Origin of the sequence: Sphingobium sp. CR28 (assembly GCF_052327305.1) — a bacterium.
Classification (GTDB): domain Bacteria; phylum Pseudomonadota; class Alphaproteobacteria; order Sphingomonadales; family Sphingomonadaceae; genus Sphingobium.
In genome coordinates this window covers 273961-300279 of the sequence record NZ_CP182486.1, presented here as the reverse complement: position 1 = coordinate 300279, position 26319 = coordinate 273961, and the positions used below count along the sequence as shown (strand labels likewise).

The 26319-nt window shown below is 59.6% G+C and carries 21 protein-coding genes and 1 tRNA gene; 16 read left to right on the top strand and 6 right to left on the bottom strand.

Annotation, left to right across the window (positions count from 1 at the left end; genetic code table 11):
* Positions 1 to 74: 74 nt before the first annotated feature.
* On the bottom strand, positions 75 to 3065 hold the full coding sequence (locus ACNAOH_RS01415) for a TonB-dependent receptor plug domain-containing protein (RefSeq protein ID WP_443971006.1): 2991 nt from the start codon (positions 3063 to 3065) through the stop codon (positions 75 to 77).
* Positions 3066 to 3466: 401 nt separating this feature from the next.
* On the opposite strand from ACNAOH_RS01415, the gene ACNAOH_RS01410 reads away from it, so the two are divergent.
* From ACNAOH_RS01410 to ACNAOH_RS01400, 3 genes are all read left to right on the top strand, one after another.
* Positions 3467 to 4132, top strand: coding sequence for a response regulator (locus ACNAOH_RS01410; protein ID WP_443971005.1), 666 nt, complete (start codon positions 3467 to 3469; stop codon positions 4130 to 4132).
* Positions 4133 to 4148: 16 nt separating this feature from the next.
* Entirely contained in the window at positions 4149 to 5645 is a 1497-nt protein-coding gene (locus ACNAOH_RS01405) for an ATP-binding protein (RefSeq protein ID WP_443971004.1), read from the top strand.
* A 123-nt stretch (positions 5646 to 5768) separates the two neighbouring features.
* A complete protein-coding gene (locus tag ACNAOH_RS01400) occupies positions 5769 to 7067 on the top strand; it encodes a dicarboxylate/amino acid:cation symporter (protein ID WP_443971003.1) in 1299 nt (432 codons plus the stop codon).
* 64 nt (positions 7068 to 7131) lie between these two features.
* On the opposite strand, the gene ACNAOH_RS01395 is transcribed toward ACNAOH_RS01400, so the two are convergent.
* Entirely contained in the window at positions 7132 to 8034 is a 903-nt protein-coding gene (locus tag ACNAOH_RS01395; protein ID WP_443971002.1) for a LysR substrate-binding domain-containing protein, read from the bottom strand.
* A 159-nt stretch (positions 8035 to 8193) separates the two neighbouring features.
* On the opposite strand from ACNAOH_RS01395, the gene ACNAOH_RS01390 reads away from it, so the two are divergent.
* The 9 genes from ACNAOH_RS01390 (at position 8194) to ACNAOH_RS01350 (ending at position 18865) form a co-directional block, all read left to right on the top strand.
* Positions 8194 to 11391 carry an efflux RND transporter permease subunit gene (locus ACNAOH_RS01390; RefSeq protein ID WP_443971001.1) on the top strand — a complete coding sequence of 1066 codons (3198 nt, stop codon included), beginning with the start codon at positions 8194 to 8196 and terminating at the stop codon, positions 11389 to 11391.
* On the top strand, positions 11384 to 12574 hold the full coding sequence (locus ACNAOH_RS01385; protein ID WP_443971000.1) for an efflux RND transporter periplasmic adaptor subunit: 1191 nt from the start codon (positions 11384 to 11386) through the stop codon (positions 12572 to 12574). The genes ACNAOH_RS01390 and ACNAOH_RS01385 overlap by 8 nt, the downstream gene beginning before the upstream one ends.
* The gene (locus ACNAOH_RS01380) at positions 12561 to 13961 is read left to right on the top strand and encodes an efflux transporter outer membrane subunit (RefSeq protein WP_443970999.1); all 1401 of its coding nucleotides are present in this window, start codon (positions 12561 to 12563) and stop codon (positions 13959 to 13961) included. Before ACNAOH_RS01385 ends, ACNAOH_RS01380 begins: the two co-directional genes overlap by 14 nt.
* Positions 13962 to 14240: 279 nt before the next feature.
* Entirely contained in the window at positions 14241 to 14999 is a 759-nt protein-coding gene (locus ACNAOH_RS01375; protein WP_443970998.1) for a histidine phosphatase family protein, read from the top strand.
* The gene (locus tag ACNAOH_RS01370) at positions 14999 to 15883 is read left to right on the top strand and encodes an NAD(P)H-hydrate dehydratase (protein WP_443970997.1); all 885 of its coding nucleotides are present in this window, start codon (positions 14999 to 15001) and stop codon (positions 15881 to 15883) included. The genes ACNAOH_RS01375 and ACNAOH_RS01370 overlap by 1 nt, the downstream gene beginning before the upstream one ends.
* 46 nt (positions 15884 to 15929) lie before the next feature.
* A complete protein-coding gene (locus ACNAOH_RS01365; RefSeq protein WP_443970996.1) occupies positions 15930 to 16496 on the top strand; it encodes a hypothetical protein in 567 nt (188 codons plus the stop codon).
* Positions 16497 to 16631: 135 nt separating this feature from the next.
* A complete protein-coding gene (locus ACNAOH_RS01360) occupies positions 16632 to 16913 on the top strand; it encodes a hypothetical protein (protein WP_443970995.1) in 282 nt (93 codons plus the stop codon).
* A 57-nt stretch (positions 16914 to 16970) separates the two neighbouring features.
* A complete protein-coding gene (locus ACNAOH_RS01355) occupies positions 16971 to 17732 on the top strand; it encodes an SDR family oxidoreductase (RefSeq protein ID WP_443970994.1) in 762 nt (253 codons plus the stop codon).
* Positions 17729 to 18865, top strand: a complete 1137-nt coding sequence (locus tag ACNAOH_RS01350) for a glycosidase (RefSeq protein ID WP_443970993.1) — start codon at positions 17729 to 17731, stop codon at positions 18863 to 18865. The genes ACNAOH_RS01355 and ACNAOH_RS01350 overlap by 4 nt, the downstream gene beginning before the upstream one ends.
* Positions 18866 to 18989: 124 nt before the next feature.
* Here ACNAOH_RS01350 and ACNAOH_RS01345 read toward each other — a convergent pair whose 3' ends face one another.
* Entirely contained in the window at positions 18990 to 19541 is a 552-nt protein-coding gene (locus ACNAOH_RS01345) for a hemerythrin domain-containing protein (protein WP_443970992.1), read from the bottom strand.
* Positions 19542 to 19722: 181 nt separating this feature from the next.
* Between ACNAOH_RS01345 and ACNAOH_RS01340 the strand changes: the two genes are divergently transcribed.
* Genes ACNAOH_RS01340 through ACNAOH_RS01325 form a run of 4 tightly spaced genes read left to right on the top strand, consistent with a single transcriptional unit; the run spans position 19723 to position 22873 of the window.
* Complete coding sequence (locus ACNAOH_RS01340; RefSeq protein WP_443970991.1) at positions 19723 to 20283, top strand: SRPBCC family protein; 561 nt, start codon at positions 19723 to 19725, stop codon at positions 20281 to 20283.
* Positions 20283 to 21476 (top strand): zinc-dependent alcohol dehydrogenase, encoded by a 1194-nt coding sequence (locus tag ACNAOH_RS01335; protein WP_443970990.1) that lies wholly within the window; start codon positions 20283 to 20285, stop codon positions 21474 to 21476. Before ACNAOH_RS01340 ends, ACNAOH_RS01335 begins: the two co-directional genes overlap by 1 nt.
* Positions 21477 to 21500: 24 nt before the next feature.
* Complete coding sequence (locus tag ACNAOH_RS01330; protein ID WP_443970989.1) at positions 21501 to 22076, top strand: DUF4142 domain-containing protein; 576 nt, start codon at positions 21501 to 21503, stop codon at positions 22074 to 22076.
* Between the two features lie 11 nt (positions 22077 to 22087).
* Positions 22088 to 22873 (top strand): SDR family NAD(P)-dependent oxidoreductase, encoded by a 786-nt coding sequence (locus ACNAOH_RS01325; RefSeq protein WP_443970988.1) that lies wholly within the window; start codon positions 22088 to 22090, stop codon positions 22871 to 22873.
* 93 nt (positions 22874 to 22966) lie between these two features.
* On the opposite strand, the gene ACNAOH_RS01320 is transcribed toward ACNAOH_RS01325, so the two are convergent.
* The 3 genes from ACNAOH_RS01320 to ACNAOH_RS01310 form a co-directional block, all read right to left on the bottom strand.
* A complete protein-coding gene (locus tag ACNAOH_RS01320; protein WP_443970987.1) occupies positions 22967 to 25186 on the bottom strand; it encodes a hypothetical protein in 2220 nt (739 codons plus the stop codon).
* 379 nt (positions 25187 to 25565) lie between these two features.
* A tRNA-Pro gene (locus ACNAOH_RS01315) sits at positions 25566 to 25642 on the bottom strand.
* Positions 25643 to 25776: 134 nt separating this feature from the next.
* Positions 25777 to 25980 (bottom strand): hypothetical protein, encoded by a 204-nt coding sequence (locus ACNAOH_RS01310; RefSeq protein WP_443970986.1) that lies wholly within the window; start codon positions 25978 to 25980, stop codon positions 25777 to 25779.
* Between the last annotated feature and the right edge of the window lie 339 nt (positions 25981 to 26319).

Sequence of the window (26319 nt, the reverse complement as noted above, 5' to 3'; positions counted from 1 at the left end):
CTTCAATCGGGTGCCCCCTTGTGGCGCCGGGGCACCCGATTGAATTCAATGGATCGAAGTCGTCGTGAGCAGCATCACCCTCCCAGATCGAACCGGAGGCCAATCCTGAAGGTGCGGCCGAGATAGTCGTAAAGGCCGCGGTTCGTGCCCGGATCGGGGCTCGATGTGTCCGATGGACCGGCGCCAACAAGCGCTGGATCTCGATTGAAAAGGTTGTTGATCTGCAAATACAGATCGCCGTTGAAACCACCCAGTTTCAACTTCTTCGAGAAATAGGCATCGACATAGAACGCATCCGGCAGTGAGTTGTCCGAGATGGTGCGGTTGATACTCGTCGAGGCTGGGCAGCTCGATGTACATTCGACGTAGTTGTTGTTGAACACGCCGCTGCCGAAGCCGCGACCGGTCAGCTGAGTCGTGAAGTCGTCCACCGTATAGCTGGCCGTCACGCGATATTTCCACTTTGGCAGCGAGCCAGTATTCTGCCCTACGCTGTCGGTGGGCGCCTGCGTTCCATTGTCAGTCTCCCGCTCGATTGCGCGGTTGGCGAGACCGCGAAGCGACAAGGTGCCCGGCAGGCTTTCCGCAATGCGGTCCAGCGGCGTGGTGTAGCTCAGCTCGAAATCCAGACCGCGGGCGCGCAGACCAACATAGTTGAACTGCGACGTATAGACCCAAAAGTCCGCGAACCCCGGTACTGGACCCGTTGTGCGGTTCCAGCCGTCCCCATAATTGTAGCGCGGCGCCGCCAGATTATCCGGCATTGAGAGCGCAATGTTCCGGCAGAGGTTCTCATTTCCTTCGAAACAACGATCGACGATCTGTTGGGCACTAAGGGAGTCGATCGCACCCTTGATCTTGATGTCGTAGTAATCGACCGAGAAGCCGAGGCCGGGAATGAAGGACGGCCGATACACGACGCCAAGGCTCCAGGTGTCCGCCTTCTCCGGATCGAGATCGAGATTGCCCTGCGGGACACCCCGGTAGCGCGCGTTGGTCCCAGACCATGGATTGAGCAGGGCATTCGTATTGCCGCCGCCAGCAACGAACAGCTCGTTGAGGTTAGGCGCGCGGATATCCCGCGACCGAACGACGCGGAAACGAAGGTCGGAAATCGGGCTCCAGGTGAATCCCGCCTTCCAGGTCACCACTTCGCCGGCCAGCTGATAGCTGGTGAGACGCGCGGCGCCGTTGAACTCGAGATTCAGCGGCAGCGAGACCAGGGTTTCAACAAAGCCTTCATTGACGCTGTAGTGGCCGAAGGTGTCCGCGAAATTGCCGCTATACCAGCCGGCCTTGGCAAATTCCGGGGTCGTGCCGGATGTCTCCTCGCGCCTATGCTCGAACCCGAAGGCAAGGCCGATAGGCTTGAGCCATGGATTTGCGATCTCCGTGCTGAAGTTGACGGCGGCCACGTCCTGTTGCAGCCGCTGGTCGGTGTAGGGATTGCCGATGACATAATTGATGGCGGCCTGCGAATTCACGCCAATGCCAAAGCTGTTGTAGGGCACGCAGCCCGCGGCCAGCGGATCGGTACTGCCGTCGCGTGTCACGCGGCAGACGATATCACCCGCGCTGTTGCGCACGGCGTCGCGCGCATAGGCGAGCTGCGTGCGGTTTGCCGAGATGAGCGAGATGTGGTTCTTCGCGATACCGCGCTGATAATAGGCATCCCATTTCCAGTCCGTCAGCAGACTGAAGCTGCCCTCAGCGCCAATGACGTACCGATAGACTTCGCGGACATTGTTGCTCTCGCGCGTGGGATAGTCCTGATTGAACGAACCCATGGTGATGGAAGTCGTGCCCGGCGCGCGGGTGCCGCACGCAAGCGAGGGATACTGGGTCAGCAGCGCGGCGGGAATGAAGGCGTTGTCGCAAGCAATGGTGATGTTGCCGCGATCGGTCTGGCGTCCGCCCCAGTTCGAACCTTTCGACCGATTATAGGAGAACTCGGCGAACACATTCACATCGTTCAGCACATCGTAGCTCAGGCGGCCGTAGAGGCCCTTCATGTTCTCCCCGGGTTGAAGAGAAGTTCCGTCGAGATGCTGGTTGACCTGCCAGTCGCCGCCGATCGTCCACTCACCTCTGGTGGTTGTATTGTAGTTCTGGCCATAATCGTAGCGGTTGATGGTACCGCCATTGCCGAAATAGACGCCGCGGGCCGGCCCAGTCACGATGATGCCGCCGCCGGTAACGACGTTGAGGCCGGCATTGTTAGACGGCATATATTGCGGCTGGCCGTTACCGGGTGCGTAGGCCGGATTTTGCGTGAGATAGCGGCCTTTCTCCGCCCAGGCGCGCGGAACACCGTGGATTCCGTCGCGCTGCACGATCGTTCCATTAAGGACGAGATGACCGCGCCCGTCACCGAACTTGAACCCGCCGGTCAGCGTCGCGCGATAGGTGTCATCGTCGCCATAGGTGGTCTGCCCGTAGCTGACGTCACCTTTGATGCCGGTGTAATCGCGATCGAGAATATAGTTGATGACGCCTGCGACGGCATCTGACCCGTAAACCGACGACGCGCCGCCAGTCACGATCTCGATGCTTTTGATAAGCCCCTGAGGGACAAGGTTGGTATCGACCGCGCCATCAAGCGTTGATGCGACCGTGCGGTGGCCGTCGATGAGGACCAGCGTGCGGCCGCTACCGAGATTGCGCATGCTGACGGTATTGAGGCCGGCGGCGCCACTGGTGAGACCGCGCTGGTTGCCACTAGGCGTAGAACTGCCGGAGATAGCAGGAAGCTGGTTGACATAATCCGCGATATTGGCCGGGGCGGACGCCTGCAAATCCTGCGTGCTGACCACGGTGACAGGCGTCGGCATCTCGTAGCCATTGCGGGCGATGCGCGAACCGGTGACGGTGATATCGCTACTCCCTGTTTCCTCCTGTGGTGCATTGCCGCTCTCCGGAACAGGCGCATCCGCTGCGCCTCCCTGGGCGCGGGCAGGGGCGGCGGCCAGCATCTGCATGGCAATGGCCAGAGCCAGCCCGCTGGCACCGAGGAGCGAAGGTCGGTCGCCCTTACATTTGGACCGACGAGCTTGAATGGTCGACATCGAGTTCCCCTTTTCGAAAGGATGTGCGTCAAAAGGCCGCACGCCTCCTTCCTCCCCCGAGTCTCACGGTGTTTTTTCCCATTCCCTGATCAGGCGCTGTGTGTTGCCCCGAGCCTGTCAGCCGTGAAGATGCGCAAACATATGGTCGCGAACCTGTCATGAAGCTGTCACTGTTTCGGGCGGCTGGAATAACTCTCTTGTGCTGTCGCAAAGTCGATAAGAGAGCCCGAACGACCACTTGACACCTGCTCTAAATGCATAGTCTTCTTGATTGAGCGAAGGTCGCACAGGCGATGCCTAGCGCTGTCCCACGCCATAAGTATCGTAAATTTGTTCTTGAATTTCAGAATGATAAAATAATCGGGAAAGGGATGCCGCAACCTTCATCTGGGGGATAAACGTTGCGGGTCATGATTGTTGAAGACGACCGACGTCTCGCACATGGGATGGAAGTGTCGCTGAACGCCGCGGGCTTCGCCGTGGACATATTGTCCTCCGGCGAGGAGGCATTGGATATCGCCCAAAGCGTTCCTTATTGTGCGATCGTGCTGGATCTGGGCTTGCCCGACTTGGATGGTCTGGAAGTTCTGCAACGACTAAGACGACGAAGCGTCCAAACTCCGATTCTGGTCTCCACGGCACGGGATTCACTGGCGGACCGCGTAGACGGACTGGACAAGGGCGCCGACGACTATCTGGCGAAGCCCTTTCACCTCGAGGAACTGGAATCCCGGGTGCGTGCGCTCGCTCGCCGGGGGCAGGGCGTGCTCGACCCGGTACTCAAACTCGGACAGCTCAGCTTCGACAGATTGTGCCGCACGGCTTATCTGAGCGGAGAACCAATCGATCTGCGTCGACGGGAGCTCGCGGTTCTGGAGACGCTTCTGAATCGACCCGGCAAGGTCGTCACCAAGGAACGATTGGCGTCCGAGGTCTTCAATTTCAACGACGCCGTGGCGCCAAACGCGCTTGAAGTCTATGTCGCCCGTCTTCGCCGCAAGCTCCTGCCAAATGGTCCGGCGATCAGGACCATTCGCGGGCTCGGATACATGATCGAGGCAAAGTGATGATCGGCCGGGCGGGATGAGCCAGCTGTTGGGTTCGCTCCGCGCGCGTCTGACCGTCGCCGTGATGATGCCACTGGCGGCGCTCGTGATGATCTTTGGCGGCGTCGCCTGCTGGGTGATCGCCAAGACGATAAACCTCACGTCCGACCGGGCGCTGATCGGCTCCGTACGGGCCTTGAGCGTTGCACTCGAAGCGGAACAGGACTTAAGGCCCCGGCTCGTTCCGCTCGCCATTCATTTGTTGCAGCGACGTTCGCAGCCGGACAGCATCTACAGCGTTTATCTAGGCAACGAACTCATCAGCGGCTCACCCGCACTCAAACCGCCCATGGACTATGTGATGGGCGATCGCACTGTCGACCGACATCCACCCGCCGCGCTCACCGAGTCCTACGGAAAGGCCCGACTTTACAGAGGCTATCTCGACCCGAAGGACGCAAGGACGGTGCTTCAGGCAGCCTATTTGCGGACGGGGCAGTTCGATGGCAGGGCCGTACGCATCGCCACCGAAACCCGATTGGTCAGTGGCGAGCGTCGCCCGGTTGTCGTTCAGGTCGCCCAGTATGTAGACGATCGCAACGCTTATATATTCAGCCAATCCCTGCATGTCCTTGGCGGTGGCACGCTGATCCTTCTGATCGCGGTTCTACTCTTCTACCAAGCGATCACCTGGGGGTTGAAACCATTCTCGAATCTTACCGAACAGGTCGAAGAGGCACGCAAGACCCCGCTCGCTCGCTTCCGGTTGACGCGCTCCGCCGATACGCCGCGTGAGGCGGTGCCCTTCATCCTCGCGTTCAACGGCCTGATGGAGCGTATGGAAAAAGCGACCGACTCCCTCAAGCAGTTCACCGCCAATGCTTCTCACCAAATGCGGACTCCACTGGCAATCGTGCGGATTCATCTGGGCCTACTCCATCGCTTCGGCCCCAACTCGCCGCAGGGGCGCAACGCGCTGCTCGATATTTCGCATGCGGTCGACTCGCTGGAGCGGCTGTTGCAGCAACTCATCTCGTTGGCACGGACGGGCGAATATGCGATCGACCCCGCCATGTCGTTCGACCTTGCCGCCACAGCTGCAACGGTATTAAGCGAGCGGATCGGCCACCTCTCCGACTTCGATATCGACATCATCTACGAGCAGGACGAGGAAGGTGCTCTAGCCGTGAAGGGCCACCCCCTGTTGGCCGCGGAGCTGATCAGCAATCTTGTGGACAATGCCATACGCTACAATAAACCCGGCGGTTCGGTCGTCGTGCGCCTCGGCCGCCATGCCAACCTGGGCAGAATAGAGATCGAGGACGACGGGCCGGGCATTCCCGATGAATATCGGGAGCGCGTGTGGGAGCGGTTCGAACGCGGGACGGCGGATAACGATCAGGTGGGCAGCGGACTTGGTCTTTCGATCGTCCGCTCGCTGGCCGAGCGCATGGGGGCGAAGGTTTCATTGAACAACGGCGCGAATGGCTGCGGCCTTTGCGCAACCGTCGATTTCCAGGGGGTCGCTGCATGACAGCTTGACGACAGATTCCTCTCCTACGCCGGGGTTATGAAGACAAAAAATACGACGACTTCTTTGCAAGTCATCATGCTATGTTCACGGCAGAGACTAATCCGTTCGGGGGAGCGGTAGCAGGTGGTGTTTTCAACGTTCACCTCGGGCCGCCGGCCGGATCTATCGCCGCATATTCTGGTGTTGTTGGGATTTGCGCTGGGCGTGGGCGGGGGCCTGATCGTCAATCTCACGATCGGTCGCACAGCTTGGGTAGTGGGCTTCATGTCCAACGTCACGCAGCCGATCGAGATCCTGTTTCTACGGCTGCTGTTCGTTCTCATCATGCCGTTGCTTTTCTCCGCCCTTGTTACCAGCATCGCGGGTCTCCACGACCTGCGCGCGCTCCGTCGCATGGGTGGGCGGATGGTCGCATTCATCCTTGTCGCCTCTGCCCTCGCGACGCTCGTCGCGCTGGCGACCGTCAATCTGTTCCAACCCGGTGAAGGCATTGATCCGAACGCTGCGGAAGCGATGCTGAGCTCAGCAGGCAAGGCGGGCGGCGCATTCTCCCGCGATCCTGTGCCGACGACGCTAGGGATGATCGTTCAGTTCGTTCCGTCCAACATCGTCTCCGCCGCGTCGGAGAACAATCTGCTCGGCGTGGTGTTCTTCGCGCTGATGTTCGGCCTCGGCCTTATGCTAGTGAGGACAGAAGGGAGCAAACAACTACTCCTGACTATACAGGGACTCTTCGATGTTGGTGTCTGGCTGATCGGCGTCGTAATCCGCCTCGCCCCAATAGCCGTCGCCTGCTTCATGTTCGACCTCACGGTCATGTTTGGCTGGACGCTTCTTTCCCACCTGAGCGCCTATGTGGGCGTGATGCTCCTCGCATTCGCACTGCACGTGGGCTTCGTTTATTCGTCTTTGGTGTGGATTGTGGGTGGGATGAAGCCGCTCGTCTTCTTCAGAGCCGTGCAGGAGGCGACATTCATTGCCTTTTCCACGTCCTCGTCCAATGCGACGTTGCCGACTACGCTAAAAGTGGCAGAGGAAAATCTCGGCCTTCCTCCGCAGGTGACACGGTTCGTGCTCGGTGTTTGTACGGTGGCCAACCAAAACGGCACCGCCATCTATGCGGCCGTCACCATCCTGTTCCTCGCGCAGTTTTTCGGAGTACATCTTGGCCCCACTGAGCAACTGACCGTCTTCGCTATCTGTTTGCTGAGCGGCGTGTGCACTGTTGGAGTTCCAGCTGGTGCCATCCCGATTGTCTCGGCTGCGCTCGTGATTGTCGGTGTGCCGCCCGAAGCGATCGGCCTTGTCATTGGCGTCGATCGCCTCTTGGACATGTGTCGCACAAGCCTCAACGTGGTCGGTGACCTGACAATCGCCATTGCCATTTCACGCTTTGAAAGCCCCGTGGAAGCAACCTCGTAGGTAGTGATCGATCCTTGGTGTTTGGACAGCCGAGAAATTATCGCTCGGATGGGCAGGGCGCTCCTCATCCGTTCGCTCGTTTACCCGACATGATCGTCTCTACGAGACGCCGGCAGGCCGGTGTTGCAGCATCGCGATATACGAGCCACAGACGGCTTTGCGCGCCTGGCGTATCAATGGCGCGGTAGACGACATTGTCCAGATGCAGCGCTGTGAGGGAGCGGGCAACCACCGTGATGCCAAAGCCGGCGGCGACGAGACCAAGAAGCGTCGTAGGGCCGTTTGCTTCCAATATTATCCGCGGTTCGAAGCCAGCCTGCTGGTAAAGGGCGATGATGTGTTCGTTAAACCCGATCCCTAGAGCGCGCTGATAAATAATATAGGGTTCTTGAGCGAAGTCGGCGATATCAACAGGTCTATCTTTAACCGCAAGAGGATGATCCGACCGCAACGCGACAAGCATATCCTCCTCAAGAAACGCCTCGGCGTGCAATCCGGGGGGCAAATCCGGTCTATGCGCACTACGCAGGAAGCCGAGATCGAGCCTGCCCCCGGCCAACGCCGCAATCTGCTTTGCACGTGGCATCTCGTCCATCTCGAGATGAATGTCCGGATGGTTCTCGCGGAACTGGAACAGCGCATTCGCGACTTCCGCCACAAAAGGCACGGATGCAGTAAAGCCGATAGACAGTTCGCCAATCTCACCCAAGCGCGCGCGCCGCGCAATTTCGATCGTCCGATCGGCCTGCTCAAGCGTGAGCCGCGCTTCAGCGAGCAACAGACGGCCCTGTTCTGTGAGCGCAACTCGGCGGCTTGTTCGCTCAAAGAGCACAAGGCCGAGTTCGTCCTCCAATGTGCGGATTTGCTGACTGAGCGGGGGCTGGGAGATGCCTAGGATCGCCGCCGCCCGCCCGAAGTGCAGCTCATCTGCAACCCTAACGAAATAGCGTAGCTGCCTCAGTTCCATTCATTCGCCATTCGTCTCAATCATCCCGCAATGCATATTGGACAAAGAATAATCCATTTTGCAATGAAACCTTTCTGACGACGGCTCCGGAGCGATGGCCGTACGTTAAAAACCTAACGCCGTTCGAGCGTCAGAAATAAAACCGGATCGGAGGCTCGAATGATCGGCATTGTGCGGATCGCGCTTACACGGCCGCTGACTTTCATCGTGATGGCAGTGCTCATCGCGATCGGCGGCACATTGGCAGCGCTGCGGATGCCTGTGGATATGTTTCCGGAGATCCGCATTCCGGTGATTGGCGTCGCGTGGAACTATGCCGGCTTGCCCCCCGAAGAAATGGCGGGCCGTATTACCACGACATATGAGCGCGTGCTCGGCACGACGGTCAACGACATCGAGCATATCGAGAGCCAATCGCTTCCGGGGTTCGGCATCGTCAAGATTTTCTTCCAGCCTGGCGCTGACATCCGAACTGCAAATGCACAGGTAACCGCGGTTTCGCAGACCATTCTGCGCCAGATGCCTCCCGGTTCGCAGCCCCCATTCATCACGAATTACAGCGCCGCCACGGTGCCGATTCTGCAGATTGCACTGTCCGGCAACGGCCTCTCCGAGCAACAGCTCAATGATTTTGGCATGAATCAGATCCGCACGCAGTTGGTCACGGTTCCTGGCGCGGCGTTGCCTTACCCATTTGGAGGCCGGCAACGGCAGATACAGCTCGATATCGACCCGGACGCGCTCTCGGCGCGCGGCCTTGCGGCGCAAGATGTGACCAACGCGATAGCCGAGCAAAATCAGATAAACCCGGCCGGGTTCGTCAAGATCGGCTCTTCGCAATATGCCGTGAAGCTCAACAATGCGCCTGGCAGCATCGAAGAGCTGAATGCTCTCCCGGTCAGGGTGGCAAATGGCGGCACGGTGCTGATGCGCGACATTGCCCACGTACGCGACGGCAGTGGCCCCCAGCAAAATGTCGTGCATGTGGATGGTCAGCGCTCGGTGCTGATGACCGTGCTTAAGAACGGTGCCACGTCCACACTGTCCATCATCCAGGGCATCAAAGACAAGTTACCGAGCGCGGTCGCGGGCCTTCCCGAAACGCTCAAGGTCACCCCGATTGGCGACCAGTCCGTGTTTGTTGAGGCGGCCGTCGGGGGTGTGATCGTCGAGGGCGCGATCGCAGCCGCGCTCACCTCGCTCATGATATTGCTGTTCTTGGGTTCCTGGCGCTCGACAGTCATCATCGCCCTGTCGATTCCGCTCTCTGTGCTCGCGGCAATCGGCTTGCTGATGGTGACAGGCCAGACGCTGAACGTCATGACGCTGGGAGGGCTTGCACTCGCGGTCGGGATTCTGGTCGATGACGCGACCGTCACTATAGAGAACATCAATTATCACTTGGAGCAGGGCAAAGGCGTCATCCAATCCATCCTGGACGGCGCTGCACAGATCGTGACACCTGCCTTTGTCTCTCTACTATGCATCTGCATCGTTTTTGTACCGATGTTCTTTTTGCCGGGCATTGCCGGTTTTCTCTTCGTGCCGATGGCGCTCTCCGTGGTTTTCGCCATGATCGCATCGTTCGTGCTCTCACGCACGCTCGTCCCCACCATGGCGATGTATCTGCTCAAGACGCACGCGCCGCACGGGGAAAATCACCATCTTTCTGGCGACCCGTCTTCACGCAATCCTTTCGTGCGCTTCCAGCGTCGCTTCGAACTGCGCTTTGAGCGGGTGCGTGCCGGCTATATCGCTCTGCTGAGCCGCGCCGTCGCGAACCGCAAATCGTTCATGATCGGCTTTCTCGCGGTTGTGATCTTGTCGTTCGCGCTCGTTCCGTTTCTGGGCCGGAATTTCTTCCCGGGCGTCGATTCAGGCCAGATTATGATGCATGTGCGGGTGCCGGTCGGTTCGCGGCTGGAGAGCACCGCCGCTGAATTCGACCGGATAGAACGCAAGGTGCGAGAGCTTATCCCCGGCGACGAGATCGTGTCGATTGTCGATAACATCGGGTTGCCGACCAGTGGCATCAACATGATCTACAATATCTCGGGCACTGTCGGCCCGCAGGACGGTGACATCTATATTTCGCTCAGGAAGGGGCATCGCCCGACCGAGGAGCATATCGCGCAGTTGCGACGCGAGCTGCCACGGCACTTCCCGGGGCGGAGCTTCGCCTTCCTGCCTGCCGACATCACGAGTCAGATCCTGAACTTCGGGTCGCCGGCGCCGATTGACGTGCAGGTGCGCGGTCGCGACGTTGCGGCAAACTTCGCCTATGCGAATAAGCTGGTGCGCGAGGTGCGCAAGATTGCCGGCGCGGCGGATGTCCGCATCCAGCAGCCTGCGCAGTATCCGCAGCTCAATGTCGATGTGGATCGCACCCGTGCGCGCCAATATGGCATCACCGAGCGGGACGTAACAAGCAGCTTGGCTGGAGCGCTGGCCGGAAGTTCGCAGACGTCGCCGGTCTTCTATCTCAATCCGCAGAACGGCGTTTCCTACCCCGTTGTCAGCCAGACGCCGGAGCATCGCATCGGCTCCATGGCTGCGCTTAGCAACCTGCCGGTCACCAATGGTGCGGGCGCCGTAGCGCAAACCCTTGGCGGCATCGGCGGCATCACTCGCTCGCAGACGCAGGGCGTGGTCAGCCACTATGATATCACACCCGTGGTCAACATCTACGCTACGCCTTCGGGCCGCGACCTGGGCGCGGTGGCTGGAGACATTCAAAAGGCAATCAAGTCTCTCGAAAAGGAACAGCCGGAAGGCGTTACTGTCGCCGTGCGTGGACAATTTGCCACGATGAATACCGCCTTCTCCGGACTTGGCTACGGGCTGCTGGCGGCTGTCGTGCTTATTTACCTGCTCATCGTCGTGAACTTCCAGAGCTGGCTCGACCCATTCGTGATCATCACCGCGCTGCCCGCCGCACTGGCTGGCATCGTGTGGATGCTGTTTACAACCGGGACGACCCTCTCCGTGCCGGCTCTTACCGGCGCAATCATGTGCATGGGCGTTGCTACGGCCAACTCGATCCTGGTGGTAAGCTTTGCACGTGAGCGCCTTGCGGAACTCGGCGATGCCACCAAAGCCGCGCTTGAAGCCGGCCTTGTGCGCTTTCGCCCCGTGCTGATGACCGCGCTTGCGATGATCATTGGCATGTTACCCATGGCAATCGGGCTGGGTGAGGGCGGGGAGCAGAACGCACCCCTGGGCCGCGCGGTGATCGGCGGGCTTATCGTGGCAACAATAGCCACGCTCTTCTTTGTCCCCAGCTTCTTCAGCTTCGTCCACCGGCACGCCCGGCCGGATACCCAGTCCCCCAGGGAGATCGAACTCGCCCATGTCTGACGAGCAACAGAAACCCGCGCAGGGCGCCAATCTTAAATATGTCGGCATCGGCGCGGCCGTGATCGCGCTAGCGGTGGTTGCCTTTGGCGTCGCCACGCGAAGCATTGCGGATGCGGATTTGGCGCAAACCGCTGCCGACGCGGCCATCCCGACGGTCGCCGTGCTCCAGCTCGGCGCACCACCGACGGGCGATGCGAAAGCTAATGCAGGCACGGCGGATGGCGGCCTCGTTCTTCCCGGCAATGTACAGGCGTACAACGCGGCTCCGATCTTCGCGCGGACGAACGGGTATGTCCGCCGTTGGCTGGTCGACATCGGCGACAGTGTGAAGGCCGGGCAAACGCTGGCAATTCTGGACGCGCCGGAACTCGATCAACAGCTTGCTCAAGCGAGGGCCGCTTACCAATCCGCTCTCGCGGAGCAGAAACTGGCGCAGAGCACCTCGGCCCGCTGGAGCGCGATGCTCGCCAAGGATGCTGTCTCCAAGCAAGAAGCCGACGAAAAGGCAGGCGACTTCGCGGCAAAGAGCGCGGTCACCAATGCAGAGGCGGCGAATGTGAAGCGCCTTGTTGCGCTTCAGGGATTTACGCGCCTGACTGCGCCGTTTGCAGGCGTCGTCACAAGCCGTTCGGCACAGATCGGCGCACTGGTCGTCTCTGGCAACGCCGCCGCCCAGCCACTGTTCACCATCGCGGATGTGAAACGCATGCGCATCTATGTGCGCGTTCCGCAGGGAGCCTCCAGTGAAATCAGGCCGGGGCTGGGAGCAACCATGACCCTCCCTGAATATCCCGGACGCCGTTTCCAAGCTGTACTGACGCGCAGCGCAAGCGCCGTGGATACGCAATCGGGTACCGTCCTTATCGAGCTTCAGGCCGCCAATCCGGATCGTGCGCTCAAGCCGGGTGCCTTTGCGCAAGTGACGCTGCCTATCGGGAGTGGGACGAATGCGCTTCGCGTGCCTTCCTCCGCTATCCTGTTTCGCGAGGAAGGGCCGGCAATTGGCTATGTCGACCCCAAGGGCAAAGTGACGGTCGTGCCCGTTGGCCTTGGCCGGGACGAAGGGCAAACCGTGGAGGTAACTTCAGGCCTCAAAGGCAACGAGCGCGTTATCGTGACGCCGCCTGATGCTCTGGCCACAGGCGACGTGGTGCGCGTGGAGAGTGGCCGTGCGCCGAAATAGGATCGCGCTAACTCCGCTGCTGCTCTTTGTCAGCGGCTGCTCAATGGCGCCGAAATATGCGCCACCGCAAATCGCTCCACCTGCCGCCTATAAGGAGATGCCTGCGGGATGGACCTTGGCGGCGCCGGCCGATACCGGGAGCCGCGGGCCGTGGTGGACCTTGTTCGATGACCCCGTGCTCGCTGACCTTGAAGCGCGCATGGATGCCGCGAGCCCGACGCTCGCAGCAGCTCTGGCGCGATTAGACGCTGCCGCCGCTGCGGCACGCGAAAGCCGTGCGGATCTGTTCCCTACTGCGTCGGTGAGCGCACAAGGCGTGCGCGCACGCCCCTCCCAGCGAAGGCCAGGGGGCGTTGCTCTGCCTGAATATAGCGACGTTACGGTGGGCGGCGCTCTCGACTATGAGATCGATCTGTGGGGCCGGGTGCGCAATAGCGTCAAGGCAGCACGAGGAGAGGCGGAGGCGAGCGCTGCCGATCTGGAAGCAGTGCGCCTCAGTCTGCAAGCCTCGCTCGCCGACGCCTATTTTGAGCTGAGAGGTCTGGATGAGCAGGCGTCTCTGCTCCGCCAAACCGTGGAAGCAAATGGGCGTGCGCTCGAGCTAACGACGACGCGACACGAGGGCGGCATTGCCGCGGGGCTCGATGTCAGCCGGGCGCAAACCGTCCTGTCTGCAGCGCGCGCGCAGATTTCTGACGTCGCGCGGCAACGAGCGATCACCGAACATGCCATTGCGGCTCTGATTGGCGAAGTCCCCCCACGCTTCGCCATCGCACCGATCGACGGGCTGGCGCAGGTGCCCGCCATCCCCCCACAAGGTCCGTCGATCCTTCTTCAGCGTCGCCCGGACGTCGCCGCTGCCGAGCGACGGCTCTATGCAGCGAATGCGCAGATTGGCGTTGCAAGGGCTGCTTTTTTCCCGACTGTTACGCTGGGCCTGTCGGGTGGGTGGGAAGCAAGCCACGGTTCCCTCCTTAGCGCGCCGTCGAACTTCTGGGGGCTGGGGCCGCTCGCCGCTGTGGTCGACCTGTTCGATGCCGGCAGGCGCGCGGCGCGGGTAAAAATCACTCGGGCGCAATATGACGAGATGGCAGCTGATTATCGCTCAACCGTGATCCAGGCATTCCGCGAAAGTGAGGATGCGCTGGCAGCTGCTGCACATTTGGCAACGCAGGCGAAAGACAGCGATGCAGCGGCGGCCGCATCGCGGCGGACGCTTGATCTGGCGCTCACCCGCTATCAGGATGGGGCCTCGGACTATCTCGAAGTTGTCGTTGCCCAGACCAGCGCATTAGAGGCACAAAGAGCGGCGATTGGCGTGCAAACAGCGCGGCTCCGAGCGGCCGTTGCGCTTGTCCGCGCTTGGGGGGGAGACTTTGCGCAGTAAGAACCAGTATATGTTACGCGCGTGATGAGGCTGAGCTCCTTTACGCACGAGATGAAAGATCATCCCCGCCGATCAGCAGATGTCGCCAACATTGCGGACGGTCAGATCCTCATTGAGGCTTTATTAAAGCCACCCTCAGTTCGCCGCTTTGTAACAGGCCGACGTTGGGACTTTCCTGCCGTTTAAGAAGCCGTGAACAGACGAAAGCCATATGCCGAAGGTGTGCCAGCGGATCGTTGCGGACCGAAAATCGTTCCGTGCGATAGACGGGAGACCAGCATGCATTGGCCGCAGCAACTGATTATCGTGCGTCACGGTCAGAGCGCGGGCAATATCGCTCGGGACGTCGCGCATGAGGCGGCGGTTGATCGCATCGAACTGAATAGTCGGGATGCCGACGTGCCGCTCAGCGATCTAGGGCGGGCACAATCGGTAGCGTTGGGCCATTGGTTCGCTAGCCTTTCTGAAGACGAGCGGCCGCAGGTCCTGCTCTCCTCCCCCTATAGACGGGCTCTGCAAACCGCTGAGACGTTTCGGTCGAGCGGCGGCGCCGGGAGTGACACCCCGATCTGTTCGGACGAGCGGCTGCGCGAAAAGGAATTCGGAATTCTCGATGGCCTCACGACCTCTGGTGTCGCGAACATCTTTCCCGATCAGGCGGAATTCCGGCGACTGCTTGGAAAATTCTATCACCGTCCACCGGGCGGCGAGAGTTGGTGCGATGTGATCCTGCGCTTACGTTCGGTCCTGGACACGATCTCGCTGCACTACGCTGGCAAGCGCGTGATGATTTTCAGCCATCAGGTCGTAGTCCTGTGCATGCGCTATATCCTGGAAACCCTGGATGAGGCGCAGATACTGGCAATTGATCGGGAAGGCGACGTCGCTAACTGCGCGATCACGGACTATCACTTTGATCCGGGTGCTGGCCACGAAGGGATGCTCGTACTGAAGCGCTACAATGTGACTGCCCCAATGGACCGGGAGGCTACACCGATAACCACCGCGCCCGACGCGATAGCAGGCCGGCGCGGCTGATGCGCAGGATCGATCAGGCCTGGGTCCGCGCTCATCCCTTGCCCCCGGTCGAGGCGGACAATGACAAGAATAGCCGAGGCCGAGTGCTGGTGATCGGCGGCGCGGAATTCGTGCCTGGAGCATTGCGCCTGACTGGTGAGGCGGTCCTGCGCGCGGGCGCCGGTAAGCTCCAGATGGCAACTGTCAAAAGCGCGGCCATGGCCCTCGCAGTGCTGATGCCGGAAGCGGCAATGATCGCGCTTCCTGCCGATGCGGATGGCGAAATCGCGACGGATGCTGCCGATCTTCTAGGGGAGCGTCTCGGTCGATGTGATGTCGTCATCATGGGTCCTGGCATGTCCGCTGCCCCGCAGACCAGCGACCTCGTTAAAGCCGTACTGGCTCGAACAGCACAGGACGCCGTCGTCATTCTCGATGCTGCGGCGCTCACCTGCGCGCGCGACCTTCAGGAGGATATTCGGCAGCGCGACGGACGCGTTATCGTTACGCCACACCATGGCGAACTGAGCTATCTCACCGGAGTCCCAACGGAAGTCATTGCCGCGGACGCGGCAAAGGCCGCTCAAGAGGTCGCCGAAGCCTATGGCATGGTCGTGCTACTGAAGGGGGCTCAGAGTTTCCTCGCCTCACCGGCCGCCGAGACACTGATGTATGAGGAGGGATGCGCGGGTCTGGCTACGGGTGGTTCCGGCGACGTGCTGGCAGGCATCATCGGCGGGCTGGCCGCCCGTGGCGCTGAACCTTTGCAAGCCTGTGCGTGGGCAGCCTTCATCCACGGCCAGGTCGGCGCAACGCTGTCAAAGCAGGTGGGCACGGTCGGTTTTCTCGCTCGCGAACTTTTGCCCCTCATTCCGCGACTGATTGACGAAGCTTCGGAGACGTAACGAGGGAAGCCGGGGAACATTTCTCTCGCAATCCTCTTTTCTGGCCATGGCAAAGCTCAAGGTCTTCCGAACGCCCATTGGCTTTCACGATGCCTATGTCGCTGTTCCCAGTCAGAAGGCGGCCCTCGCTGCATGGGGTGCTGAGGCGGATCTCTTTGCGCGCGGCCTGGCCGAGACGGTGACGGATGCGGAGTTGGCTCGCGAGCCACTGAGTAAACCGGGGCAGGTGATCCGAATAAGGCGCGGCACGGATGCCGAACATTTCAGAGCTTTGCCGACGGCAGCGAGACGCCCTTCGCCGCCGAAAGTCGGGGCGGAGCGATCGCCTGAAAAGGCTGAAGCAAGGGATCGTAAGACCACCAAGCCAGCAAAGACCAGCCGCCCACGGCCCAGCCCCGCTCCCGTCGAGCAGGCCGATGCCGCAATTGCCGATGCTGAGGCGAAATATAGGAAGGCGCTCAAGATACTAGAAGAACAAGAGCAAGCGCTACGGCAAGAACGCAAACGCCTTACCTCTGATCACGAAGCCAATGTCCAGCGGTTGAGCGGCGCGCGGGACGACGCTTTGAGGAATTATCACAAGCGTATCGAAGCCTGGGCAAACGAGGAATGAGTGCCTCTGCTTGGTTCGCCACTCGGAAATCGCTTTGCTTCAGATTATCCGATGGCCGATAGCGGAACCTCTCCCTGAGGTTTCCGTTGGACCGATGACAGCAGAGGCACACCGCCCTGCGGACACGCGGACATCATGAGCGACATCGACCCTGTTCTCAGCAGTCTAACAGCCGAAAATCTCGCGCTGCGCTCGCTTCTCACCGGTCTCCTGATCGAGATGATCCGCATGGGTCATATCGGGCTGGTCAGTAATGCCTTTGCTTATGCGACCGCCCCGCTGGAAGGACTAACCCGCGAAGACCGCCCGCCATCGGAAACGCGCCATAAGGCGACGCAGGTTCTTCTTGAGCTGCGGGATGAACTGCTCGGCGGCGGCGCGAATGTGGATCGCCGCCAGACATTACTGACCCCTTAGCGCCGCGCACCGAGCTTTCAGAGCGATTGTCGCCGTGAAGATGTGAAGAGGATGGACATGCCTGATAACAACACCGCCGATGCTCATACCGCTTGTCCCTCCCTGCAGGGACGGAAAGCAATAATAACCGGGGGCACCACTGGGATCGGTCGGGCCATCGCCGTGCTCCTTGCCTCCGAGGGCGTAAAAGTCTTCATTTGTGGCCGAACGCCTTCTCATCTGGACGACGCATTGGTGCGCATTCGGGAAGTAGGGGAGGGCGACGGCATCAATGTGGATCTTGCCCGGCGCGAGGACGTCGAACGCTTCTTCAAGGCGGCGGATGATTATCTCGGACGGCTCGACATCGCGGTCATAAACGCCGCCGTCCCTGCCGACGCTCTCGAAGAGCCGAGCGAGGACGAGCTGGATTACCAGATCGCTGTAGATTTCACCTCCTATCTGCATTCCACACGTGCGGCGGTCGATCGAATGGAGGCCGGCAGCGACATCGTTCTGATTGGCTCCATGTCCGCAGTATCGCGCTCAGGCGGCTCTTCGATTTACGTCGCGGCCAAGGCAGGCATTCAGGGCTTTGCCCATTCGCTACGGCAGGAGCTTTCCGAGAAAGATATCAAGGTCGGACTGATCGAGCCCGGTTTCACCGGCGCGGATTTCCAGTATCCAGAATATCCGCCGGAAAAGCAGCGCGAGGCAATCAACGACGAAACGATGCTGCGCGCGGAAGACATCGCAGTTGCCACCCACTTCATGCTCACCCAGCCCCGTCGGACGGCCGTCTCCCTCATGCGCGTCGAAACCCGCCGCGATCACCCATGACCCGCTATGCCGTCGACAAACTTGTTCTCACGCCCGACGATATCGATCTGGCGCGATCGCCGCTTGCCGGACATTTGGATTGCGAGACCTATGTCCTGGGGGCGTTCAACCCCGGCCTCACGCGTCTTCCCAACGGAAATCTGCTCATCATGGTTCGCGTGGCCGAAGCGCTGCGCAAGCCAATCCATGACGGATATGTTCACGCGATACGGTGGGAGGCAGTTGAAGGCGACGGCCATTACGCGCTCGACGCCTGGCCTCTTGAACATGCAGATACTGCTGACCCCCGCAAGTTCACGCTTCGGGGCGGCGGGTGGAAGATCATGGCTTTGACGTCGCTGTCTTGGCTACTTCCGGTAGAGCTAACCCCAGATGGGTTGGAACGGGTTGCAATCCACTATGACAAGGCCATCGCCCCCCAGAACAGCCTGCAATGCTATGGCGTCGAAGATGCCCGGATCAGCAGGGTGGGCGATCGGTGGCTGATGACCACATGTTCAGTGAGCCCTGAGCGTCACTCCACCACGCTTTACAGCTCCGACAATGGGCTGGACTGGCGGTTCGAGGATATCGTTCTCGACCACCAGAACAAGGATATGCTGATTTTTGAAGGTCTGATCGACGGCCACTATTGGGCCCAAACCCGACCGTTGGGGGATCTCTACTTCGCCTATCCGCCGGGGAGCGAATGGCGTGCAGGGCCTTCGATCAACCTGGCCCATTCACCCGATGCTCTGTTCTGGAAGCCATCCGCGCGGCCGGGCATCCGCCCACATGCGGCGACCGTCGCGACTGCCCGAATGGGAGGCGGAACCCCACCTGTGCTGACTGACAAAGGCTGGCTGACGCTATGGCACGGCGTCGAGCCCCATGAGATCGTCGGCATTTATCGCACGTACTGGTCCATTCTTGGCCGGGACGATCCGACAAATGTCCTGCACACGGAACACACGCCGTTACTCGAGGCTAATCCGGACCTGACCAAACCTTTGGAAGATCAGATGTATTTGCGCGACGTGGTGTTTACCACAGGAATCGCTGACGGCGGAGATCACTATGTCGTGGCCTCGGGCGAAGCGGATCTCGCATGTCGGATCACGCACATCCCCAAGTCCGTTTTCGGGCTAGGCTAAAAGTTCAGCCTAGACCTTCGCTCTATCGACGGATGACGGGGCGCCTCTTGGTCCTAGTCTTCCCGATCCTCTCCGGCGATGAAGCGCGTCCACCGCCGGAGGTCAGTGTTCTTCTGTGTCCCGCTTACTTGCCGGCTTGCGCCATCAACTCTGCTTTGCGCTCGGCAAGCATCACGCCCAGCGCTTTGAGGTCGAGGTCGCTGTCCCGGCTTTCCGGGAACATCTCTTTCTCTTCCTCCTCGACATGATGGCTGACATACTCGCCAAGCACAGTCACCTTCGCGTCGAAAAGGCGATCGCCTGCCTTCATTGCCTGAATTTCGGCAATTAGCTGTTTCGCGCTCGCATGTTCGACTTCCGCCTCGTCCAGAAGATCGTCGTCGTCGATCGCCTCCCGCGTGGCAGGATAATAGATTTCTTCTTCAATCTGCGCATGAACCGTCAGCGCGAGGCAAATCTTGTCCGCTAGGGCCTGCTTCTCGCCTTCGTCTTCCAGATCCTCATACTGTTTGAAGTAGCCCTTCACTTCCTTGTGATCGTCCTTGAGGAACTTGATCGCATCGGCCGGCTTCGCCGCAGCGCGCTGGTTTTTGCGGGCCGTCTTTGACGCGGGCTTCTTTGCGGATTTTGCACTGGTCTTCGAACTCGTTTTCGAAGCGGTCTTCGTAGCAGCCATTATTGCTCTCCTCTTGGCCGGGAGGTGTCCCGTGCCGCCATAACGGTCAGGCTCGCGAGAGGACGCGCGTCAGGACGCCAGATTAACTTTCGTTAATACGATTTCGAAGATGCTTCAGGCGCGTGGAGGAACATTGCTGCTCGTGGACCATTGAGGGCGTAACCTCATAGGATTATTTGCTATGTCTCACGACGCGGAAGACATGACGCGCGTTCACAACGACGCGCCTGTAACCTCCTCCAAGAAAGAAAGCGGCGACCGCGCTCTGCTGGCTGAAAGTGTCACGATCAATCGTCCTGCCGGCGAAATTTATGCCTTCTGGCGAGACCCGTCCAACCTGGTGTCGGTAATGGAGAATATCGTCTCAATCGAGCCGATCGACCACACGCGTTCTCGGTGGACGGTAAAGGCTACGGCAGGGCGGGAAGTCAGCTGGGTGTCGGAGATCACTCACGACATAGAGGGTCGGGAAATCGTCTGGCAGTCTCAACCAGACGCCGAGGTGGCGAACAGCGGGCGGATCGAGTTTATTGACGCGGGAGAGCGTGGCGCAGTGGTTCGCGCGACCATCGCCTACGAACCGCCCTTTGGAACTGTGGGCAAGTTCATCGCGAAGCTCTTTCAGCGAGAGCCGAAACTTCAGGCCCGCCGCGACCTGCGACGTCTCAAGCAACTTATGGAAACCGGGGAAATTGCTACCGCTGCACGCACGCGAGCACAGCTGGAAGAGGAGAAGGCCTGATGCGCGCGCTCACTTGGCACGGCAAGCATGACGTTCGCGTCGACACCGTAGATGATCCGGAAATCCTCAATCCTCGAGATGCGATCATAAAGATCACGTCGACCGCGATCTGCGGCTCCGATCTCCACCTTTACGATGGCTACATCCCCACCATGCAGGCGGGGGACATTCTGGGCCATGAGTTCATGGGCGAGGTCGTGGAAACCGGTCCCGGCTCAACCTTGAAAAAAGGAGAACGGGTGGTCGTCCCGTTCACGATCTCATGCGGCAGCTGCTATCATTGCGGCAAACATCAATATTCGGCATGCGATAATGGAAATCCGGCTGACAATCAGGACATAGGCCGGGAGCTCTATGGGCAGCCGATGTCCGGACTATTCGGGTATAGTCATCTTACCGGAGGCTATGCGGGCGGGCAGGCCGAGTATGTGCGCGTGCCCTTCTCGGATGTCGGCCCGATTGTGGTCCCGGACGGACTCGATGATGACGAAGTGCTTTTCCTGTCCGACATTTTGCCGACGGGATGGCAGGCGGCCGAATATGCCGATATCGAACCCGGCGATACCGTAGCGGTTTGGGGCTGCGGCCCCGTTGGACTTTTCGCCGTTCAATCCGCGTTCCTGATGGGCGCGCAGCGCGTCATCGCGATCGACCATTTCCCAAATCGATTGGAGCTTGCCCGGAAGTTCGGCGCGGAGACGATCAACTTCGAGGAAACCAAAACCTACGAAGCGCTTATGGATATGACCGGCGGGATCGGCCCCGATGCGGTCATAGACGCTGTTGGCCTCGAGGCCCACGGTTTCTTCGTCGACAACGTCGTCGATCAGATCAAGGCGAGCATGTTCCTGGGCACGGACCGTATCCATTCGATCCGTCAGGCGATCCATGCCTGCCGCAAGGGTGGCCGCGTGTCCATGCCTGCCGTTTACGGCGGGTTCGTCGATAAATTCCCACTCGGCGCGTTCATGGAAAAGAGCCTCACGCTCAAGACCGGCCAGACCAGTGTCCAGCATTACATGCCGGGCCTCCTCAATGCGATCATCGAAGGGAAGATCGACACGACATTCCTGATCTCGCATCGGCTTCCGCTCGAGCAGGCGCCTGAGGGCTACAAGATGTTTCACGACAAGCAGAACGAAGTCACCAAGATCGTGCTCAAGCCCGGCCTCGATCAGACCATTGTTGCCTGAGCGCCCCAAGAGAGGAATATCATCATGCGTAGCAAACTCATTTTAGCCACGGCCATTGTTGCTCTATCCGCTTGTAGCGGGGCGCCCAGTGTCACCAACGAAGCGGCCTTGCCAAATAGCGGGGTTAACGCGCCGGAGATGAACGACGCGATGGCGCCGCCGACCGCCGAAGCAGCGACCGATGCTGCGAGCTATCTTGGGAAAGCTGGCGCAGGCGATCTTTTCGAGATCGAATCCTCGAAGGCGGTCCTAGCCAAGACCGGCAACGCCGACGTCAAAATGTTCGCAAATATGATGGTCGATAACCACAGTCAGTCGACTAAGAAGCTGAAAGCGGCCGCCAAGGCGGATGGCGTATCGGTATCGCCTCCCAAGCTCGATCCCGCTCAGCAGGCGATGCTGGATGAGATCAAGAGCGCGCAGGCTGACCGTGTCGATGCTATCTACAAGGCGCATCAAACGCAGGCGCATCAGGCGGCTCTCGCTCTCCAACAAGCTTACGCGGCTGAAGGCGACAAACCCGCGCTAAAGAAGGCGGCTGCAGAGATCGTCCCAGTCATACAGAAGCATATCGAGACGCTGGGCAAACTTCCCGGCTGAGGAGAGAAGACATGGCGGGAAAATTTGCGATTGTAACCGGCGCCTCGACAGGCATTGGCTTTGAGCTGGCCAGTATCGCAGCGGAAAATGGCTATGATTTGCTCGTCGTAGCAAACGAGCCGTTTATTGAGGCTGCGGCCGCAGATATAGCCCGTCATGGAGGAAATGTTCGTTCGGTTGAGGCGGATTTGTCTACGGTTGAGGGTGTGGACCTGCTCCTCGCTCACACCGAGGGTCGCCAGATCGATTTGCTTTGCGCCAATGCCGGTGTCGGGACGGGCGGAGCGTTTCTGGATCAGGACGTCCCGACCTGGCGTCACTCCGTGGACACCAATGTCACCGGGACGGTGTATCTCCTTCAGAAAGTTCTCAAAGAGATGGTCGCTCGTAATTCGGGTAACGTCCTGGTTACGGGCTCCATCGCTGGCTATATCCCCGGCAGCTTCAATGCCGTGTACAATGCGACGAAAGCGTTCATCGACAACTTTACCGATGCTCTCCGCAACGAGCTCAAGGATACAAGGGGCGTCACCCTCACGACCCTGATGCCGGGCGCGACAGACACTGAGTTCTTCGCGCGCGCCGAGATGCTCGACACGCAAGTTGGTCAGGATGAGAACAAGGCTGATCCTGCCAAGGTCGCGCGAGACGGCTGGGATGCGTTGATGGCGGGTAAAGGCCATATCGTCTCCGGCTGGATGAATAAGGCTCAGGTTGCGGCCGCCGGTGTCGTTCCGCAGTCCTTATTGGCCGAGCGGCATCGTAAGATGGCTGAGCCCGGAACCGCCAAATCCTGATCGAGAATTTAGAAGGAGAGGGCGGGCAACGTCCAGTCCTGCGAGTTTCCCCGCACTCAAAGGTCAGCGCGGGCAGCGATATCGATGCACCGCCTACTCCCATGCGACCACGAGGCGACCGTTCGCGGGGACACGATAATCAATCCGATCGTCTGACGTTTCGTAAGGTATCAACACGTCACCGTCAGCCGTGGTCACCGTGCTCTTGGTCAATTTGCGGCGCTTTAGACGAACGATGCGCAAATGGGCCGTACAGCCTTCTCCGCCGTAAAGGCTGACCGTCAGCGCTTTATCACCCGTACGCTCAACGCCGCGAACCAGATAGTCACAATAGAGCCGAAAGGGCGCGCCATCGACATTGCGGAAGGAGCGCGTTGTAAAGATGAAGGCCGCGCCAGCACCATAGACCTCTTGCCCAACTTGCCCCGCGGGCTGTCCATCAGGATAAAGATCTTCCAATGGGAATGAGAGCTTGGGATCGACGTGGCCGTTCGAGTCTCGTTGCTTTTCCGATATCGCTTCAGGGGGCAGCGCATCTGGATAATAATACCAGGCCCGAGACAGTGCGTATTTGCAGTATTCACTCACCAGCATCCGCGCCTCAGGATCGAGATCGGGGCCTCCGTCGTCTAGGTAGCGCTCGAAGGCGGTGAAGCTGTCGAAACATTCGTACATCGCCATGTAGGGAGCATCCTGAAGGCAAGTCACCCCTAGGAAAGTCTCGTAATGCGCAGCATGGCCGATCTGGCTGTCCCAGATCACGGCATTGTGCAGGAAGCTCGCAAGATAGACATAGCTTTGCTCTAGGTAGACGTCGCGATTGGTGATGCGCCAAAGCCTCATACAGGCTGCCGCTCCCCACGCTGTCAGATTGGCCTGGTAGTTGATGTTGAAGCGCAGCCCAATTGCAGTCTCGATTGCCGCCTTGGCCTCATCGAGAAACCGCTTGTCGTCAGTGAGTTCAAACGCCTGGAGCATGACCCAAGCGTAGATCCCGCCTACGTCGGTCTGACCTCGACCATCGACCGGGGCCTTTTCCTCAATGATGGAAAAGTCAGTAATATCGTACTGGACGGGCCACCTATACTCGAAATGTCGCGCTGCCCGAACCGCGAAGTCAATAGAATCGAGGAACAAGGCGCGGGCATCATTATCGCCATCGAGAGCGAGGATGCCCAGGTTCAACAGCGGGTGATAAAGATACCAACTATCGACTGCGTCGGCATTTTTGTCCTTTCCGACATTCGGTAGATACCTTCGAAGAGCCTTGAGTTTTGAATCATAGAATTTGCGGAGGCCCTTCTTGAGCCGCGCCTCGACCGGATGGTGCTCGCCACGCCAGTTTCCCCAGTCATGTAATGCAGTAATTATGGACATCTGAACCATGATGTCGGGATATTCAGCGGCCGTGTAGGGATGAACGTAGAGGTTGCCATAGTGGCGAACGGTAGCCTCAGTTGCGTCGGCCAGATCGCGGGCGGACCGTTCTGCGCGGTCAGCCCAATCGCGAAACTCAACCGGCGGAAGATCGAGCATCTTGTAAGCGCTGCCGAGCATCTGCACGAACTGCCGTGCGGACTCGCGCTCATGCGGCGGCGCTTCATGACGAAATACCAGAATGACGTCTGACAGCGTTATGGGCACGCCCTGCTTTAGCGCGACATCGGCGAGGCAAGCGTCCGGCTCGGGGGTGGGCAGCAGATAACCGAGCTCAGGCCAGTCCCCACCTACGACCTCCTTCGGTTTGGTACCGGTTGCCCGAAAATAGTCGTTCAGCGCCGTCAGGTTCTGGAGGTACAAAACATTGCCGAAGGCCGGCTCATCGATCCTGAAGTACAAAATCCCCGCGTTCAGGCCCCGCTGCGATGCTTCCAAATTACCCGTTGCTCGCAACGGATCATCGTCATTCCCTAATGGATAGATGTCACGCGGTGCGAAGGGCAGGGTCAGGTCAGTGGCAGGCGTTAGGCGAACCGTCACCCGCAATCGTTCAAGCGCTTCACGACTATTGGAAAAGACGATTTCGTGCTCACCCATTCCACTGGTGATTGCGATCCGAGCGGTTTCACCTGCCTTAGGGCGAAGCGATTTGCAGGTGAAAGACGCGCTCAGATAAGCGATGCGGACCGCCAGCCCACCGTCGTTCGGGCGGCGGACGAGAGCAAAAACTGAGTCATGCTCGGCTATAACCTCGACCTGCAACTCCCCCATGTCGAACTTAGCGACCGGCTTTTTGGCTGTGCGAAGGGCGTCGCGTAGTGCCAGTAAGGTTGGGCTCACCGTATAGTTAGCTTCAGCGATCTCAGCCGACATGAAGACACCTTCCAATGAGATAGCCCCCTGAGGAAAGCCGCAGAATGCCGGTGGTTCCCGTTTTCATATCGTCTCCGACCTCCGGTCGTACTTCAACGCAGGCTGCGGGGAGGACATTTCACTTGAAACGGGTTTCTATCTGCAAAGCGGAGACTGACATACGCGCTCGTAGTCTACACGAAATGAAAGGGGCGTGGCGCACGGCTCTGGAAAGTCGATTCGGCGCTTGCGGATAGCTCCGGGTTGCTCGGATGATCTGCTTAACCCCGTGTCATTCTGAGATCACGTAGCTGCCGTGTCACGGTTTATACATAGATCTCATGAAATGATGCTGTCGGATATTCTGGATTTAGGAAACTGCGTCTTCTCGCGGTTTGTGTGGTCGGGGAGACAGGATTCGAACCTGCGACCCTCTGCTCCCAAAGCAGATGCGCTACCAGACTGCGCTACTCCCCGACATGGGCGTGGCTGGCCTTAACCAAGGCCCGGCGAAGGCGCAAGGCGCTCTAAACGGACAATCAGAATAGCCAAAAGAAAAGGGGCGTGCTTTCGCGCGCCCCTTCTCAAAATCTCTTCGCAGATGCGAAGGATTACATCGCGTTGGCCGAGTTCTCGACAGCGTTCGCAGCGTTGGTCACGGCGTTAGCCGCGTTGTCCATCGCGTTCGCAGCGTTCTCGACCTCGTTCACGACCACCTCGTTGGCGGCGTTGTTGGCCTCGGCAGCCGGCTTCTCGCCGCAAGCGGCCAGCGCCATCAGACCGGCGGCGGCAAAGGCAACAGCAAACTTGTTCATCTTATAAGGCTCCCATAGCGAAGTCTCGCGCACATCGCTGTGCACGAGCCGCTTCCATTAGCGGGTCCACCTCCGAAATCAACTCTTTTTATCAACTGATCCGCTAAGCAATGCGACGGTGGGGTTACCGTTTCGCGTCATTCTCCGCCCTTTGTGACGCGGCCGGTACGTCCCGCGAGTCCTTCGAGAGCCGCCATCTAGGAAGGTCATGAGAGGCGCGATCGCGAGCGCCTTCCGCAGAGGGCACAGCAAGAAAATACAGCGGGGAGTAGTCGATAAATCCTCGTGTTGCGGAGCCGTCCAGCGCTTCCACATTTGCCAATACGGCTTCCCTCCGCT